The organism is Microbacterium sp. K41, assembly GCF_004794395.1.
In the GTDB taxonomy this organism is placed as follows: domain Bacteria; phylum Actinomycetota; class Actinomycetes; order Actinomycetales; family Microbacteriaceae; genus Microbacterium; species Microbacterium sufflavum.
Window position 1 is genome coordinate 1 of sequence record NZ_SSDO01000396.1, and the last position, 16,306, is coordinate 16,306.

General features: G+C 69.5%; 18 protein-coding genes and 1 tRNA gene. 13 read left to right on the plus strand and 6 right to left on the minus strand.

Features of this window, described 5'->3' with window-relative positions:
• A partial coding sequence (locus DW309_RS12395) for a class I SAM-dependent methyltransferase (RefSeq protein WP_136045550.1) occupies positions 1–816 on the minus strand: 816 nt, incomplete at its 3' end.
• Positions 817–876: 60 nt separating this feature from the next.
• On the opposite strand from DW309_RS12395, the gene DW309_RS12400 reads away from it, so the two are divergent.
• Complete coding sequence (locus DW309_RS12400) at positions 877–1,626, plus strand: phosphoglyceromutase (RefSeq protein WP_136045551.1); 750 nt, start codon at positions 877–879, stop codon at positions 1,624–1,626.
• A gap of 75 nt (positions 1,627–1,701) precedes the next feature.
• Here DW309_RS12400 and phoU read toward each other — a convergent pair whose 3' ends face one another.
• Positions 1,702–2,397, minus strand: coding sequence for a phosphate signaling complex protein PhoU (gene phoU, locus DW309_RS12405; RefSeq protein ID WP_136031489.1), 696 nt, complete (start codon positions 2,395–2,397; stop codon positions 1,702–1,704).
• 211 nt (positions 2,398–2,608) lie between these two features.
• On the opposite strand from phoU, the gene DW309_RS12410 reads away from it, so the two are divergent.
• Complete coding sequence (locus DW309_RS12410) at positions 2,609–3,829, plus strand: sensor histidine kinase (RefSeq protein WP_136031490.1); 1,221 nt, start codon at positions 2,609–2,611, stop codon at positions 3,827–3,829.
• Positions 3,826–4,509 carry a response regulator gene (locus tag DW309_RS12415; protein WP_136031492.1) on the plus strand — a complete coding sequence of 228 codons (684 nt, stop codon included), beginning with the start codon at positions 3,826–3,828 and terminating at the stop codon, positions 4,507–4,509. The genes DW309_RS12410 and DW309_RS12415 overlap by 4 nt, the downstream gene beginning before the upstream one ends.
• Positions 4,510–4,569: 60 nt before the next feature.
• On the opposite strand, the gene DW309_RS12420 is transcribed toward DW309_RS12415, so the two are convergent.
• On the minus strand, positions 4,570–5,043 hold the full coding sequence (locus DW309_RS12420) for a DNA modification methylase (RefSeq protein ID WP_136031494.1): 474 nt from the start codon (positions 5,041–5,043) through the stop codon (positions 4,570–4,572).
• Between the two features lie 134 nt (positions 5,044–5,177).
• On the opposite strand from DW309_RS12420, the gene DW309_RS12425 reads away from it, so the two are divergent.
• The 5 genes from DW309_RS12425 (at position 5,178) to DW309_RS12445 (ending at position 10,071) form a co-directional block, all read left to right on the plus strand.
• Positions 5,178–5,660 (plus strand): CarD family transcriptional regulator, encoded by a 483-nt coding sequence (locus tag DW309_RS12425; RefSeq protein WP_136031496.1) that lies wholly within the window; start codon positions 5,178–5,180, stop codon positions 5,658–5,660.
• Positions 5,661–5,728: 68 nt separating this feature from the next.
• The gene (gene ispD / locus DW309_RS12430; protein WP_136045552.1) at positions 5,729–6,955 is read left to right on the plus strand and encodes a 2-C-methyl-D-erythritol 4-phosphate cytidylyltransferase; all 1,227 of its coding nucleotides are present in this window, start codon (positions 5,729–5,731) and stop codon (positions 6,953–6,955) included.
• Between the two features lie 59 nt (positions 6,956–7,014).
• Positions 7,015–8,415 carry a cysteine--tRNA ligase gene (cysS, locus tag DW309_RS12435; protein ID WP_136045553.1) on the plus strand — a complete coding sequence of 467 codons (1,401 nt, stop codon included), beginning with the start codon at positions 7,015–7,017 and terminating at the stop codon, positions 8,413–8,415.
• Positions 8,408–9,409 (plus strand): 23S rRNA (guanosine(2251)-2'-O)-methyltransferase RlmB, encoded by a 1,002-nt coding sequence (gene rlmB / locus DW309_RS12440; RefSeq protein ID WP_136045554.1) that lies wholly within the window; start codon positions 8,408–8,410, stop codon positions 9,407–9,409. The genes cysS and rlmB overlap by 8 nt, the downstream gene beginning before the upstream one ends.
• Positions 9,410–9,429: 20 nt before the next feature.
• Positions 9,430–10,071 (plus strand): NAD(P)-dependent oxidoreductase, encoded by a 642-nt coding sequence (locus DW309_RS12445; RefSeq protein ID WP_136045555.1) that lies wholly within the window; start codon positions 9,430–9,432, stop codon positions 10,069–10,071.
• Positions 10,072–10,080: 9 nt separating this feature from the next.
• Here the strand turns inward: DW309_RS12445 and DW309_RS12450 are convergent, their stop codons facing one another.
• Both DW309_RS12450 and DW309_RS12455 read right to left on the minus strand, forming a co-directional pair.
• On the minus strand, positions 10,081–11,385 hold the full coding sequence (locus DW309_RS12450; protein WP_136031506.1) for a DUF4032 domain-containing protein: 1,305 nt from the start codon (positions 11,383–11,385) through the stop codon (positions 10,081–10,083).
• Positions 11,386–11,457: 72 nt separating this feature from the next.
• Positions 11,458–12,561: an ABC transporter ATP-binding protein gene (locus DW309_RS12455; RefSeq protein WP_136031508.1), complete on the minus strand. Its 1,104-nt coding sequence runs from the start codon at positions 12,559–12,561 to the stop codon at positions 11,458–11,460.
• A 228-nt stretch (positions 12,562–12,789) separates the two neighbouring features.
• Between DW309_RS12455 and DW309_RS12460 the strand changes: the two genes are divergently transcribed.
• From DW309_RS12460 to DW309_RS12470, 3 genes are all read left to right on the plus strand, one after another.
• The gene (locus tag DW309_RS12460) at positions 12,790–13,743 is read left to right on the plus strand and encodes a DsbA family protein (RefSeq protein WP_136031511.1); all 954 of its coding nucleotides are present in this window, start codon (positions 12,790–12,792) and stop codon (positions 13,741–13,743) included.
• Between the two features lie 39 nt (positions 13,744–13,782).
• Positions 13,783–13,855: transfer RNA gene (locus DW309_RS12465), tRNA-Thr, on the plus strand.
• 115 nt (positions 13,856–13,970) lie between these two features.
• The gene (locus DW309_RS12470; RefSeq protein ID WP_136045556.1) at positions 13,971–14,486 is read left to right on the plus strand and encodes a hypothetical protein; all 516 of its coding nucleotides are present in this window, start codon (positions 13,971–13,973) and stop codon (positions 14,484–14,486) included.
• Positions 14,487–14,675: 189 nt separating this feature from the next.
• Here the strand turns inward: DW309_RS12470 and DW309_RS19640 are convergent, their stop codons facing one another.
• The gene (locus DW309_RS19640) at positions 14,676–14,846 is read right to left on the minus strand and encodes a DUF5419 family protein (RefSeq protein ID WP_168387267.1); all 171 of its coding nucleotides are present in this window, start codon (positions 14,844–14,846) and stop codon (positions 14,676–14,678) included.
• Between the two features lie 242 nt (positions 14,847–15,088).
• Here DW309_RS19640 and DW309_RS12475 point away from each other — a divergent pair, with 242 nt between their 5' ends.
• Both DW309_RS12475 and DW309_RS12480 read left to right on the plus strand, forming a co-directional pair.
• On the plus strand, positions 15,089–15,352 hold the full coding sequence (locus tag DW309_RS12475; protein ID WP_136045557.1) for a hypothetical protein: 264 nt from the start codon (positions 15,089–15,091) through the stop codon (positions 15,350–15,352).
• 537 nt (positions 15,353–15,889) lie between these two features.
• A complete protein-coding gene (locus DW309_RS12480; protein ID WP_136045558.1) occupies positions 15,890–16,210 on the plus strand; it encodes a hypothetical protein in 321 nt (106 codons plus the stop codon).
• Positions 16,211–16,306 lie beyond the last annotated feature (96 nt).

Genomic DNA, 16,306 nt, shown 5'->3' on the forward strand with positions numbered 1-16,306 from the left:
CGGGGCGACCGCGTCCCACGGCAGCGTGAGCTCGCCGAGACGCCAGCGCGTGCGGCCGCCCTGCACGGGCCACCCCTGGTCGCGCAGCGCGGACACGGCCGCGAGGAACCGTTGCGTGGCGCCGAAGGTCGACAGGGGAGCCGCGCGGTCCCACTCCCGATCGAGCTCGGTGAGCAGCGCGTGGATGCGCTCGCCGGGGACGTTGCGATGGATCAGTGCCTTGGGCAGCCGCTCCGCCACGATGCTCGGACGCTCGAGTCCCTCCAGTCGCAGCGAGATCGTGAGGCGCAGCGCCGATCCATCCCGGTCCACGTCGACCCAGCTGGCGATGCGGCCGATCTCGTCGCACGTCCCCTCCACGAGCAAGCCGCCGGGGGCGAGGCGCGCCGCCATCGTGCGCCAGGCCGCGGGGACCTCGGCCTCGTCGTACTGCCGGAGCACGTTCATGGCGCGGATCACGGCGGCACGGCGGTCGCCCGGCAGCGGCACCTCGAAGCCCCCACGCGCGAACGACACCCGCAGATCCGGCGGGAATCCCGTCCGACACGCCCGGACCTCGGCGAGCTGTCGCGTGGCCGTGGCGACGCGCGCCGGATCGATCTCCAGGCCGAGCACCTCCGCGTCGGGACGGACCCGGCGCAGGCGCGCGGCGAGCTCGAGCGCCGTGACCCCGCTGGCGCCGTAGCCGAGGTCGACCACGAGCGGATCCTCCGCGCGACGCAACGCGGTGCTCGCGGCGATCCAGCGGTCGTTGCGGCGCAGCCGGTTGGTCCCGGTCGTGCCACGGGTCGGCTGGCCGAGCGGAGATGACGCCATGCGTCCATCCTCTCCCGTGCCCGGCGCAGTCCGATCCACGGCCGCGGATAAACTGGCCGCATGACTGCGAAGCGCACCCTGATCCTGCTCCGCCACGGGCAGAGCGAGTGGAACGAACTGAACCTCTTCACCGGCTGGGTGGACGTCCGCCTGACCGAGCAGGGCAAGGGCGAGGCCCGTCGCGGCGGTGAGCTGCTCGCCGAGTCCGGCATCCTCCCCGACGTGCTGCACACCTCGCTGCTGAGCCGAGCGATCCAGACCGCCGACATCGCACTGGACGCGGCCGACCGGCTGTGGATCCCGGTCACGCGCTCGTGGCGACTCAACGAGCGGCACTACGGCGCGCTGCAGGGCAAGGACAAGGCGCAGACGCTGGAGGAGTTCGGTCCAGAGCAGTTCCAGCTGTGGCGCCGTTCGTTCGACGTGCCGCCACCCCCGCTCGACGACGCGAGCGAGTTCAGCCAGGTGAACGACCCCCGGTACGCGCACATCGATGGTGAGGTGCCCCGCACGGAGTCGCTCAAGCTCGTGATCGACCGCCTGCTGCCCTACTGGGAGACCGCGATCGTGCCCGACCTCGAGGCAGGCAAGACGGTGCTGGTCACCGCGCACGGGAACTCGCTGCGCGGGCTCGTGAAGCACCTCGAGGGCATCAGCGACGACGACATCGCCGGACTCAACATCCCCACCGGCATCCCGCTGGTCTACGAGCTCGACGAGAACAACGCGCCCACCGGCCCCGGCCGCTACCTCGACCCCGAGGCCGCCGCCGCCGGTGCCGCCGCCGTGGCCGCGCAGGGCAAGAAGTAACGCGCACGCCCCGACGCGAGAGACCCCCTGCCGCCGATCGGCGCAGGGGGTCTCTCGCGTACGACGGGCGACGCGTCAGGCGTGTCCGAGCTCCTGCTGCTCCACGGCGAGGGCGATGTCCTCCTCCTCGACGTGCCAGTCGCCCGTCGCCAGGTACACGACCTTCTTCGCGACGGCGACCGCGTGGTCGGCGAAGCGCTCGTGGTAGCGGCTGGCCAGCGTGGCGTCGACGGTGGCGACCGCCTCGCCCTTCCAGTTGTCGCTGAGCACCTTCTCGAACACGCTGGCGTGCAGCTCGTCCACGTCGTCGTCGGCGTTGCGGATCTGGTCGGCGAACTTCAGGTCCTGGGTGCGCAGCAGCTCGGCGAGCGTGCGCGAGATCTCGACGTCGAGCTCGCCCATCCGCACGAAGGTGCCCTTGAGGCCCTTCGGGATGGCGCGCTCGGGGAAGCGCAGCCGCGCCAGCTGCGCGATGTGCTCGGACATGTCGCCCATGCGCTCCAGGGAGGCGCTCACGCGCAGCGCGGTGACGACGATGCGCAGGTCGCGCGCGACCGGCTGCTGGCGGGCGAGGATCTCGATGGCCTGCTCGTCGAGCGCGACGGCCAGCTCGTCGATCTTCGCGTCGTCGGCGATGACCTCCTCGGCCAGGGCGACGTCGCTGGTGGCGAACGCGCGCGTCGCCTTGTCGATCGAGACGGTGACGAGGTCGGCGATCTCGACGAGGCGGGACTGCAGGTCCTCGAGGGACTGGTGGAAGACTTCGCGCATGGGGGCGCAACCTTTCGTTCGGATCTCTGCTGAGTCGTCAGCGCGAGGCGGCGGGGCGTCCGCACGAGTTCGGGCCTGTGCGCAGGCCTGAAGCGATTGTCTGCTCCGAAGGTTAACGAACGGTGCCCAGCGAGTGAATAGTACGTCTCGCCTCCCCGTCACGGCGCGGAAACCCGCCGGACGGGCGGTGAACGCGCTCTACGCTGGAGTCATGACCCTGCCGCAGCTCGCGCTGTCCTCCCTTGCCATCGGGCTGGTGATCGGCGTCGGGATGTCGCTTCTGGTCGTCTGGGCCTACCGGGCGAGGGCGCGTGCGGAGGAGGAGACGTCGACGTCGATCCCGCAGGGGATCACGGATGTGCTCGGCAGCATGGACGACGCGGCCTGCGTCGTCGACGCCTCGGGACTCGTGCTCGCGACCTCGCGGGCGGCGGCGCGGTTCGGCATCGAGGTCGGCTCCACGCTGGAGAACCCGGAGCTGCGGCAGCTGGTGCGCGGCGTCCGTGCGTCGGGCGACACGGCGATGGAGTCGCTGCGCATCACTCGCGGAGGGCTCAGCCTCGATCCGCGCCTGGTGTCGGCACGGGCGAGTGCGATCGGGGCGCGCCTGGTGCTGCTGATCGTGCGGGATGTCACCGAGCAGGAGCGCCTGGACCAGATGCGTCGGGACTTCGTGGCGAACACGAGTCATGAGCTCAAGACCCCGGTGGGGGCGGTGAGCCTGCTCGCGGAGGCGATCGAGTCCGCCGCCGACGATCCCGCACAGGTGCGCGTCTTCGCGTCGCGCATCTCGGCGGAGGCCAACCGGCTCGGACAGCTCACCGGCCGCATCATGAGCCTGTCCCGCCTGCAGGCGGAGGACGGCCTGACGGAGGTCGGACCCGTCTCGATCGATGAGGTCATCGCCTCGTCCATCGAGGCGCACGTCGTGCAGGCCGATTCGGCGGGGGTGGAGCTCGCCCGCGGGGGCGACCGCGGCGTGTGGGTGCGCGGCGACGCGCAGATCCTCATCGAGGCGGTGGGCAACCTGATCGCCAACGCGATCGTGTACTCCCCGCGCGGCTCGCGCGTAGGTGTAGGGGTGCGGGCCGACGACGACGTGGTCGAGATCGCCGTGTCCGATCAGGGCATCGGGATCGCGGAGGCCGACAGGGAGCGGATCTTCGAGCGCTTCTACCGTGCGGACGAGGCGCGCTCGCGCCGCACCGGCGGCACAGGGCTCGGACTGTCGATCGTGAAGCACGCCACGCAGCGCCACGGCGGCGAGGTGCGCCTGTGGTCCCGGCCGGGCCGTGGCTCCACCTTCACGATCCGTCTTCCGCAGATCGCCGCGCCGGCGAACGCCGATCGTGACAAGAAGAACAAGAAGAAGCGTGCGCGGAAAGCGGCCAGGTCGGCCGGCTCGCGCGTCCGAAACGGAGAGACCGCATGACCCGCATCCTTCTCGTCGAAGACGAGCCCGACCTCGCCGATCCCCTCGCGTATCTGCTGCGCCGCGAGGGGTACGAGGTGGAGATCGCCGAGGACGGTCCCGGTGCGATGGCGGCGTTCCGGGAGCGCGGTGCCGACATCGTGCTGCTGGACCTGATGCTGCCGGGGATGCCCGGCACCGAGGTGTGTCGTCAGATCCGGTCGACGTCGGCCATCCCGATCATCATGCTGACCGCGAAGGACTCCGAGGTCGACATCGTGGTGGGGCTCGAACTGGGCGCCGACGACTACATCACCAAGCCGTACTCGTCGCGGGAGCTGCTGGCCAGGATGCGGGCCGTTCTGCGTCGGGTCGTCCAGGCCGAGGGCGAGCTCGACGAGAGGGTGCTCGAGGGCGGACGCGTGTCGCTCGACATCGATCGCCACACGGTGTCGGTCGCGGGGGAGCAGATCAACATGCCGCTGAAGGAGTTCGAGCTCCTCGAGGTCCTGATGCGCAACTCCGGGCGCGTGCTCACGCGGGGGCAGCTGATCGACCGCGTGTGGGGGAGCGACTACTTCGGTGACACGAAGACGCTCGACGTGCACATCAAGCGGATCCGGTCCCGCATCGAGGAGAACCCGAGCGAGCCCGTGATGCTCGTGACCGTGCGCGGTCTCGGCTACCGCTTCGAGGGCTGACGACGGGGGACGCGAAGAGGCCGGCACCCGTGGGTGCCGGCCTCGTGTGTTCGTGCGGTGTCAGTCGCCCTCGGGGGCGAGGTCCGAGTAGTAGGGGAGGGTGCCGTCGAGCACGGGCACCGCGGTCGTGACGCCGGCCGAGTCGCCGGACTGGAAGTGGATGTCGACCGTGGCGCCGGGCTTCGTGTCGAGCCCGACGATGCGCAGCGGCTCCTCGTCGGAGCCGAGGCTGATGGTCTGGCCGGCGGAGACGGTGACCGTGAACGGGTCGACGCCCTCCAGGGTGATGGTGAGGGTGGCGCGGTCCTGCGTCGGGTTGACGATCGCGCCGACGAAGTTGCCGACGGAGCCGTCTTCGTTCGCGATGACCAGGGCGTTCCGCACGTCGATCGGGCCGTCCTTGTCGGAGACGTTCACGCCGTCGGAGGCCGCGTACTCGATCTTGGTCGACTGCGGCGTGATGAACGTGCACCCGGTCGCGCCGAGCAGAACGAGGGCGCTGATGGCGGCAGACGCGACAAGGCGCGATTTCACGGGTCCTCCTGAGGTCCGGCGGGATATCCGTACCCATTCTATGGGTATGTGTCAGCGGGGCGTGGACGAGGAAGCGCGAACCTTAGCGCATATCCCCTGTGGTATCCTTGAGGTTGCCGAAAGGACATGTTTTTATGCTTTTTGAGGTTGGCGAGACCGTCGTCTATCCGCACCATGGCGCTGCGACCATCATCGAGGTCAAGGAACGCGTCATCAAGGGCGAGACGAAGAAGTACCTGAAGCTCAACGTCACGCAGGGCGATCTCATCATCGAGGTCCCGGCCGAGAATGTCGACCTGGTCGGCGTCCGCGACGTGATCGGCAAGGAGGGCCTCGATCACGTGTTCGAGGTGCTGCGCGCTCCCTTCACGGAGGAGCCCACCAACTGGTCCCGTCGCTACAAGGCGAACCTGGAGAAGCTCGCCTCCGGCGATGTCATCAAGGTGAGCGAGGTCGTGCGCGACCTGTGGCGTCGCGACCAGGACCGCGGGCTTTCCGCCGGCGAGAAGCGGATGCTGGCGAAGGCTCGTCAGATCCTCATCTCGGAGCTGGCGCTGGCAGAGAAGATCGACGAGGACAAGGCGGGCACCCTGCTCGACGAGGTCCTCGCCTCCTGACTTCTTCACGACGAAAGGCGGGTGCTGCGGCACCCGCCTTTCGTCGTCTCCGCCGGTAACGTGAAGGCGTGAGCATCGTTCCCGTCCCGCACACCGCGATCATCATCGTCGCCGCCGGCTCCGGCACCCGACTGGAGGCGCGCGCCCCGAAGGCGTTCGTCGGCATCGACAACCGCACGATCCTGCGCCACGCCCTCGACGGGGTGTTCGCGGCGCAGCCCCTGCAGGTCATCGTGGTCGCGCCCGCCGGGCACGAGGGCGATGCGCAGACCGAGCTTCTCGCCGCCGCGGGCGACCGCGCCGATCTCGGCCGCGTGGTCACGGGAGGCGCCACCCGACAGGAATCCGTCGCCGCGGGGTTGGCGGCCCTCTGGGGAGACGTGACGACGGTGCTCGTCCACGATGCGGCGCGGGCGCTCACCCCACCGTCCGTCATCGATGCGGTCGCCGCGGCCGTCACGGCGCAGGCGGCCGCGCTTCCGGTGCTTCCCGTCGTCGACACCCTCAAGCGGGTGGACGGTGGCGTCGTGACCGGCACCGTCGACCGCTCCGAGCTCGCCGCGGCGCAGACGCCGCAGGGCTTCCCGCGCGACGCGCTCGAGGCGGCGTACGCGCGTGCCGCCGAGGAGGGCGCGGAGTACACGGACGACGCGGCGCTGTTCGCCGCGGCCGGTCACACGGTCCGCCTCGTCCCTGGTTCGGAGCGATCGTTCAAGATCACCACTCCCGACGACCTCGAGCGTGCCAGGGCTCTCCTCGCGACGGCGCCCCCGAGCACGGGTGCGCGGCGAGACCGCGGCGCAGGCGCTCTACCGCGCGTGGGCATCGGAACCGACGTGCACGCGTTCGGCGGCGAGGGCGACCTGTGGCTCGCCGGGCTGGAGTGGCCGGGCGAACAGCCGCTGTCGGGTCATTCCGACGGCGACGCGGTCGCGCACGCCATTGTCGACGCTCTGCTCGGCGCGGCGGGGCTGGGTGACATCGGCACCCACTTCGGCACGGCGCATCCGGAGTATGCGGGCGCGCACGCCGACGTGTTCCTGTCGGCGACGCGGCGGCTGCTCGCCGAAGCCGGCTTCTCGATCGGGAACGTCTCCGTGCAGTTCCAGGGCAACCGTCCGCGATTCAGCGCCCGCCGTGTCGAGGCGGAGCGCGCGCTGTCCGCGGCGCTCGGGGGCGCTCCCGTGTCGGTCACTGCGACGACGACCGACGCCCTGGGCTTCTCCGGCCGCGGAGAAGGCATCGCGGTCACGGCCGTCGCACTCGTGGTGCCGGTGGACGGCCCGCACCGCTGAGCCGAGCGCATCCGCGACACGATCAGGAGCGCCGCGCGCCCGCCGAGTAGGCTTGACCGGTGACCCTCCGCCTCTACGACACCCGCGCACAGCTGCTGCGCGACTTCGTGCCTCTCGACTCCGAGAACATCACGATGTACGTGTGCGGACCGACGGTACAGTCCGGACCCCACATCGGTCACGTCAGGGCCGCGCTGAGCTTCGACCTGCTGCGCCGGTGGCTCGAGCACCGCTACGGTCGCGTCACGTTCGTGCGCAACGTCACCGACATCGACGACAAGGTGCTGCAGAACGCCACACCGGAGGAGCCGTGGTGGGCGCTGGCGTATCGGATGGAGCAGGAGTTCACCGCGGCGTATGCGGGCATCGGCATCCTGCCGCCCACCTACGAGCCCCGTGCCACCGCCTCGGTGCCGCAGATGCAGGAGCTGATCACGCGCCTCATCGACCGCGGCCACGCCTATCCCGCGCCCGACGGCTCCGGCGACGTCTACTTCGACGTGCGGTCGTGGGCGCAGTACGGCGCGCTCACGCATCAGTCGGTCGACGCGATGGAGGCGGCGGAGGATGCGGACCCCCGGGGCAAGCGCAATCCGCAGGACTTCGCGCTCTGGAAGGCGTCGAAGCCGGATGAGCCGGCCGACGCCACGTGGCGTTCGCCGTGGGGTCTCGGGCGACCGGGATGGCACATCGAGTGCTCGGCGATGTCGAAGCGCTACCTCGGCGACGAGTTCGACATCCACGGCGGCGGGCTCGACCTCCGCTTCCCTCACCATGAGAACGAGCTCGCGCAGTCGACGGCAGCGGGGGACGGCTTCGCGCGGTACTGGGTGCACAACGGCCTGGTGACGGTGGACGGGCAGAAGATGTCGAAGTCGCTCGGCAACTTCACGCTCGCCCGTGACGTGCTCGACGCGCACGACCCGCTGGTGGTGCGCTATGCGCTCGCTGCCGCGCACTACCGCTCGAGCCTCGACCTGTCGGAGTCCTCGTGGGCGGAGGCGGAGGCGGCCCTGGGCCGCATCCGCTCCTTCCTGGAACGGGCGGCGCGTGTCGCGGAGGTGGACGCCGCCGAGAGTCGCGAAGACCTGCCGTCGGCCTTCGTCGCTGCGATGGACGACGATCTCGGCGTTCCCCAGGCGCTCGCGGTCGTGCATGAGACCGTGCGGGCGGGAAACTCCGCGCTCGACGCGGGAGACCGCGACGCAGCCGCGCAGGCGGCGCGCGCGGTGTCGGCGATGACGTCGGTGCTCGGTCTCCGACCGAGCGACGCCACGGCCGCGGGCGACGCCCGGGCGGCCGCACTGGACGCGCTGGTGCAGGAGATGATCACGCAGCGTGCGCAGGCGCGGGCGGACAAGGATTGGGCGGCGGCGGATCGCATCCGTGATGCGATCGCTGCCGCAGGAATCACGCTGGAGGACACTCCGGCCGGAACTCATTGGAGCATCGATGACTAAGCCAGGGCGCCCCGGCGCGAGCAAGGGCAAGAAGAAGGGCCCCACGAAGGGCACCGGTGGTCTCGGGCGCAAGGCGCTCGAGGGCCGCGGTCCCACCCCGAAGGCGGAGGACCGCGCATGGCACCCGGCCGGGAAGCGCAAGGCCGCGGCCGAGCGCTACGCCGCGGCGGGCGGTAAGGGCAAGCCCGGCGGGCGCCCGTCGGGTGGCAGCCCCAACCGCACGGCCCGTGCCAAGGACAACACCACCGACACCGAGACGGTGACCGGCCGCAACTCGGTGCTGGAGGCGCTGCGGGCCAAGATCCCGGCGTCGGCGATGTACATCGCGCAGCGTGTCGAGATGGACGATCGCGTCAAGGAGATGCTGTCGATCGCGACTCACCGCGACATCCCGGTGCTGGAGGTCACGCGCCAGGAGCTCGACCGCATGGCGGGTTTCGACGGCGTGCACCAGGGCGTCGCGCTGAAGGTGCCGCCGTACGAGTACGCGCACCCGCAGGATCTGCTCGAGCAGGTCATCGACCGCGGGGAGACGCCGCTGTTCGTGGCGCTCGACGGTGTGACCGACCCGCGCAACCTCGGCGCGATCATCCGCTCGACGGCGGCGTTCGGCGGCCACGGCATCATCCTGCCGCAGCGCCGTTCCGCCGGTGTCAACTCGGCGGCGTGGAAGACCAGTGCCGGTGCCGCCGCGCGCATCCCCGTCGCCCTCGCGACGAACCTCACCACGCAGCTCAAGGAGTTCAAGAAGCAGGGCATGTTCGTGCTGGGGCTCGACGGCGATGGTGACGTGTCGCTGCCCGAGCTGCAGCTTGCGGATCGACCGGTCTTAATCGTCGTCGGCTCCGAGGGCAAGGGCCTGTCCCGTCTGGTGACCGAGACCTGCGACCAGATCGTCTCCATCCCCATCTCGGCGGCGACGGAGTCGCTGAACGCCGGGATCGCCGCGTCGGTCGCCCTGTACCAGGTGGCGACCGTCCGCGCGGCGGACTGACCGCACGAGAAAGGCAGAGCATGGCGCGCATCATCGTCCTCGGAGGAACCGGTTACGCCGGACGGCACATCGTGTCGGAGGCGGTGAGCCGCGATCATGCGGTCGTCGCGATCTCCCGCACGACGCCGTCCGACCCGGTCGCCGGCGCCGCGTACGTGCAGGGGTCCGCCCTCGACGCGGCGTCGCTGCGGGAGGCTTTCGCGGGTGCGGATGCCGTGGTGTCCGCGCTGTCGCCCCGCGGTGACATGGAGGATCGGGTGCTCGAGGCCCTCACGAACGTCATCGACCTCCTGGACGGCACCGAAACACGGCTCGGTGTGGTCGGCGGTGCCGGCGGCAGCCTGGTCGCTCCGGAGGGGCCGAGGCTCTTCGACCTCGACTTCCCGGAGGAGTACAAGCACGAGGCACAGGTCGGCATCGACTCGCTCGCGCTGCTCGAGGACTCCGATCCCGCGCTGGACTGGTTCTTCGTGCACCCCGCCGAGGTCTTCGGCCCCTGGGCCGAGGGGGAGCGGACGGGTCGCTACCGCGACGGCGGCGACGTGCTGGTGCGCGACGAGGAGGGGAAGTCGTACATCTCCGGCGCGGACTTCGCCGTGGCCGTCGTGGACGAGATCGAGCAGGGCAACCACCACCGCGAGCGGTTCACGGTCGGCTACTGAGGGCGGCGTTCAGACGAGGTCGCGCCAGTCGACCTCGTCCTCGTCATCGGCGAGCGAGAGCGTGCCGGTGATCACCGGGAGGCTCATGGTCTCGGTCGGCGGTCCCATGATGGTCGCTTCGTCGCGGCGGTGGCGCAGCACGTCGTTGATGTAGCTGGTCAGGACTTCCGCGAGGGGGATCGAGCGGCCCTGCGCCTGCGACAGGTACCAGCGGTGCTCCAACACCTGGTGGAACACCTCGGCGGGCTCCAGCTTGGCGCGCAGGTCGTAGGGGATGGCGCGGACGACGGGCTCGAACACGCGCGTGAGCCACTCATGCGCGTACATCTCCTCGTCCGCCCACTGCTTGGTCGAGCGGGCACGGAACTCGTCGAGGTCGTTGAGCAGGCGTCTCGCCTGGTTCTCCTCCACGTCGAGTCCCGTCAGCCGGATGAGGCGGCGCTGGTGGTGGCCGGCATCCACCACCTTCGGCTGGATCTCGACCACCGTCCCGTCGGCGGTCGTCGACATGGACATCTCGTCGATGTCGAAGCCGAGCGCGTTGAGGCGTTCGACGCGCTCGGTGATGCGCCAGGTCTCGGCCGCCGAGAACGACTCCTGCGCCGTGAGCTCCGCCCAGAGCGAGCGGTAGGAGGACACGATGCCGTCGGCGATCGCGACCGCATCCACGCCGTGCTCGAGCCGCCCGCCCGCGGCAAGGTCCATGATCTCGCCCGCGATGTTCGTCCTGGCGAGGTCGAGGTCGTATGCGCGCTGGCCGTCCGTCAGGCCCTCCTCGTGCAGCTCACCGGTCTCCGCGTCGACGAGGTAGGCCGCGAAGGCGCCGGCGTCGCGGCGGAAGAGAGTGTTCGACAGCGACACGTCGCCCCAGTAGAAGCCGACGTTGTGGAGTCGTACGAGGAGCAGGGCGAGCGCGTCGACGAGTCGCGTGGCGGTGTCAGGGCGGAGCACGCGCGTGAACAGGGCGCGGTAGGGCATGGAGAAGCGGAGGTGCGAGGTGACGAGCGCCGCGGGGAGGGGCTCGCCGGCGGCATCGGTGCGCCCGGCGATCACGGCGACCCTGGCGACGCAGGGGACGTCGAGGCGGGCGAGGTTGCCGAGCATGTCGTACTCGCGCTGCGCCATCGCGGCGGTGGTCTCCTTGACGGCGACGACCCGACCGGAGAGGTCCGCGAAGCGCACGAGATGCCGGGACAGCCCCTTCGGCAGCGACACGATGTGCTCGGACGGCCACTTGGCGAGGCTGGTCGACCAGGGCAGCGCGAGGAGCCCCGGGTCGACGGTGCTGGCGGTGATGCGCAGCGACTCCTGCATGGATGCTCCTGAGGGGAAACGAGCGCGGCGCGGGCGACCGAAGTCAGCCCGCGCCGCGGATGGTGTGTCCGATCAGGCGGAGACGACCGGCTTGTCGTTCAGGCGGTCGCCCGTCTCCTGGTCGAAGGCGTGCACGTGACCGGCGTTGGCCGCGAGGGTCACGGTCTCGCCGGCGTTCGGGTGGTTGCGGCCGTCCACGCGGGCCACGAGGTCGGCGCGCTTGCCGTTGATCTCGGTGTGGCCGTAGAGGTAGCCGTCGGCGCCGAGCTCCTCGACGAGGTCGACGACGACCGACAGGCCCTTGCCGTCGGCCGGACCCACGGTGATGTCTTCGGGGCGGACGCCGACCGTGACCTGCGAGCCGTTGGCGCGGCCGACCGTGTCGCGGTCGAGCGGGACGACCTCGGTGCCGAAGCGCACGCCGCCGTCGGCGAGGTCCGCAGCGAACAGGTTCATGGCGGGGGAGCCGATGAAGCCGGCGACGAAGACATTGTTCGGCTTCTCATACAGGTCGCGCGGCGAGCCGACCTGCTGCAGCAGACCGTCCTTCAGCACGGCGATCCGGTCGCCCATCGTGAGCGCCTCGGTCTGGTCGTGCGTGACGTAGACCGTGGTGACGCCGAGACGGCGCTGCAGCGACGCGATCTGCGTACGGGTCTGCACGCGGAGCTTGGCGTCGAGGTTCGACAGCGGCTCGTCCATGAGGAACACCTGCGGCTGACGGACGATGGCGCGGCCCATCGCGACGCGCTGACGCTGACCACCCGACAGGGCCTTCGGCTTGCGGGTCAGGTACTGCTCGAGGTCGAGGAGCTTGGCGGCCTCCAGGACACGGGCGGCGCGCTCCTCCTTGCCGACGCCGGCGATCTTGAGCGCGAAGCCCATGTTCTCGGCGACCGTCATGTGGGGGTACAGGGCGTAGTTCTGGAAGACCATCGCGATGTCGCGGTCCTTCGGCGGCACGTCGGTGACGTCGCGGTCACCGATCAGGATGCGGCCGGAGTTGACCTCTTCGAGGCCGGCGAGCATGCGGAGCGAGGTGGACTTACCACAACCGGAAGGGCCGACGAGGACGAGGAATTCACCGTCGCCCACCTCGAGGTTGAGCTTGTCGACGGCCGGACGGGTTCCGCCGGGGTAGAGGCGGGTGGCCTCGTCGAAAGTCACAGATGCCATCGTGTTTCTCCTTCACCGGCAGGTACGTGCCGGACGATCCGTAGTGAATGAAGCGGCGGAGTGACCCGCCGTGACCCGCCATCGGGTCGGGTTCAGTATGGCACGATCGGCCGTACCTGGGTATTTCTCAGCCTCACTGACTAGCATCGAATCCGGCCGCGTTCTGCGGCGATCGTCGCCGGGCGACGGTCGGGGCCAACCCGGACCCCCCGAGACTCAAGAGGAACGATGTCGAGCGACGAAACGCCGAACGTCCCCGCACCTCGCAATTCCCGCGAGGTCGTGCGGGAGAAGGCCCAGAAGGTGCACGCCCAGCAGTCGAGGGCCCGCCTGATGAGACGGATCATCATCGGCGCGGTCGCGGTGATCGCCGTCGGGGCCATCGGCACCGCGGTGACCATGGCCGTGACGTCGCAGGTATCCAAGCCTCAGCTCAGCCCGAGCGGCATGGAGTCGGACGGCGTCGTGGTGACCGACATCTCGTCGATGGCCACCTCCGCCGAAGCCCCCGCCACGCCGACGCCCACGCCGTCCGAGGCCGGTGCCTCCGCTTCTCCCACGCCGGATCCGACCGCGTCTCAGGCTGTGGACGTGCACGTCTACGTCGACTATCTGTCGCCCGATGCGGGGAAGTTCGAGCGCGCGAACGCGCGACTGCTCGCGCAGTGGATCGAGGACGGCGCGGCGACAGTGAGCTATCACCCCGTCGCGCTGCTGACGGCCAGCTCCAACGGCACGAAGTACTCGCTGCGCTCGGCCGCAGCTGCGGCGTGCGTCGCGACGCACTCGCCCGACCAGTTCTACGCGTTCAATCACGACCTGCTCGACGATCAGCCCGAGGTCGGCAGCGACGGTCTCTCCGATCAGGAGCTGGCGAACCTCGCTGGAGCGGTCGGCGTCGACAACGGGAAGGTCGTCCGCAAGTGCATCGAGGAGGGCGACTTCGTGAACTGGGCGAAGGAAGCGACCACGCGGGCGCTCAAGGGTCCGCTCGCCGGTTCCGACGACCTGGTCCTCACCGCCGCGCCGATGATCGTCGTGAACGGCGAGGCCTATGTGGGGGCGCTCGACGACCCGCAGGAGCTGTCCACGTTCGTGATGTCGGTGGCGAGCGAGGCGTACTACGAGTCCACCTCGACCCCCACTCCGACGCCGTCGGCCACGTCGACGCCCGCGCCGTAATCGAGCGGCGCCTCCGCCATCGCTAAGCTGATGGCACCCGCCGACTTGGCGCAATTGGTAGCGCACCGTACTTGTAATACGGGGGTTACGGGTTCGAGTCCCGTAGTCGGCTCTTAGATCCCTTGCGAGAGTAGGGAACTAGCATTCAGCACGTCGACGTCGTCGCCGATGCTCCAGCGGAAACCCAGCGGAAACGCTTCCGCGGGGCAAGCGCTATGCTCGCGTGCATGACCGAGTCAATCGATCCCGCCGCGGCGTCCGAGGACACCACACAGGCCACGACGACGAGGGGCAGCAAGCGCCCCTTCGCTCTGTGGCTCGCGATCGGGATTGCAGCGGTGGTCATCGTCAGCGTGGCAATCGTTGTCCCGATCACGATCGCGAATGCTGAAGCCGCGGAGAAGGCCGCGGCAGAGCAGGCAGCTGCTGACGCAGAGTACGAGCGACTCGCGACGTTCGCCAAAGCGTTCAACGCATGCGACGTGCGCTCCAGCGAGTACGTGGAGATTCTCGACCGCGGAGAGGCGGTTTCGTTCAACGCTGTCGGAAAGCTCTACGGTCCCTCCATCGACGACCTCTACTGCGTGCTCGGCGAAGTCGATGCTCCCTCGACACTCGAAGCGAAGATCGGCGCAACTCGAGCTCTCGACGGCGTCCAGACGGATGAGTGGTCCGGCTACGAGATCGAGTGGCGGTACCACCCCGACGACGGCGCGACCGTTCTTATCGAGCACGCGAAGTAGGCGCCCCCTCCCCGGGGGACGGAGAGGGGGCGCGAGTCGAGCGACCACCCCGCCAAGGGCTGCGCCAGGCCACTCTAGGACCCATTGTGCGTCGCGCCGCGGTGGAGCTGAAGCGCCTTCGAAGCGTCTCACCAGGGTGAGTTCAGTCGTGCCCCGTCCATTCCGGTCGGCGCGTCAGCATCAATCCGCTCACTCCGCCTCAGCCGCCGCGCGACTGGCAGCCTCCCTCGGGCTCAGACCACGTTCGAAGGCCCCCAGATAGTCCCAACGCACGAGCCGGTCGGACCGCAACCCGGTCAGCCGGTGCAGCTCGTCATCGGTCGCGGCCATCCATTCCCGCCATCGGCTCCGCTCACTCATGCTGGGAACCTACCGCGTCTGGATGCTCGGGCGGAGGACACGGCGGCTGCCAGGGACTTCCGCAGCCGCGCATCGCTCCGATCTCCTCGACGCGACCGCTATCCCTAGTCACGAGGCAATCCACCAGGTGGGAGCAATACCGCGCACGATCGATCCCGGAGTGCAACCCCCGGTCGCACCTGGGACCACGCAGCTAGCCTTGAAAGTGCGAGCGGACAGCGCGCACCGACATTGGGGTGACCATGACGCAGAGCACGACGATCAGGTTCGACGACGAGTCCTATCCGCTTCCGCCAGGCAGCGACCTGACGAACCTCATGGAACGAATCGAGGCCGCCGCGCGCAGCGACGCCGCCGCGGCGTTCGTAACGTTCGCGACCGCAGGGAGCTTGGTCAGTGTGCTCATTGCCTCCCGTACCAGGGTCACGGTCTGCGTCGACCAGTCCATCGAGGCATCGGCAGCGGCGGGGAGGTTGCCCGACGACTGGGCGGACTGGAATCTGTAGCTCTACGGCTCGCGACGCTTCACAGACGTACGTCTTCACAGGGGAAGCGATCATTATGGGCTTCACTAACGCGGACACCCGATTTGATCCTTGGCCCTCCGAGGCCGTAGCAACCGTGAGTTCTCCTCATGGGGACCGGCGGCCACCACGGGGGAACGGTGGCCGCCGGCAACCGAAACGGAAACTGGGGAATCCCGCTCGGATCGGCGACGCTACACCTGCAGCCATCTGATTCCCGGGGCCTTGATAGATTCCCCGACATCGAGTACACGCAACTCTGTAACCGAGACGCGACAGACTGACAACCCCCGCGAAGTCCTCCTCGCGAACCCTATGGTCGATCGTCGGGAGGGGACCGTCGGTCTGCCGCTGGAGGGCAGCAGCGGGCTGGCGTTCGCCGTCTCGCGGCTGGGGGGCCAGTTGCGGGACGGCGATTCCACCCCCGAGCAGAGATGCGGTGGCGAACGTTCGGCTTCGCTCGTGTCCGCACGGCGACGTAGAATCGAGGCCTCGGCCGGAGGAAGGACACCACCGGCCATGGGGAACCCTGGGGCAAGACTCTCCGCCTACCGCGACTGGCAGTCGCAGCAGCAATCCGTCATCGACGCCGCCAAGCACGGGCCCCTGCAGTCGCTCACCCCGCGCGAGCTCGACGTGCGCGAGCAGCCGATGACGATCTACCCGCAACCGCGCCGCGTGCAAGCCTGGGTGCGGTTCGGACCCGAAGCGCTCCGAGTCGACGCGAAGCTCGTGCGCTCAACGCCCCTCGCCGCCGGCATCGAGTTCCGCGCCGGAGAGCACACCTATCGCTGCTGGGTATGGGGCAACGCCGTTCAGCTCGACGACGACACCACCTAGAGTGATGCCTGTAGACAAGCTGAACGATTGGGCGGACTGGAGCCTGTAGATAGGGAGTTACACAGGAGAAGGGCTCTCGCGCGGCGGGCGAATCGC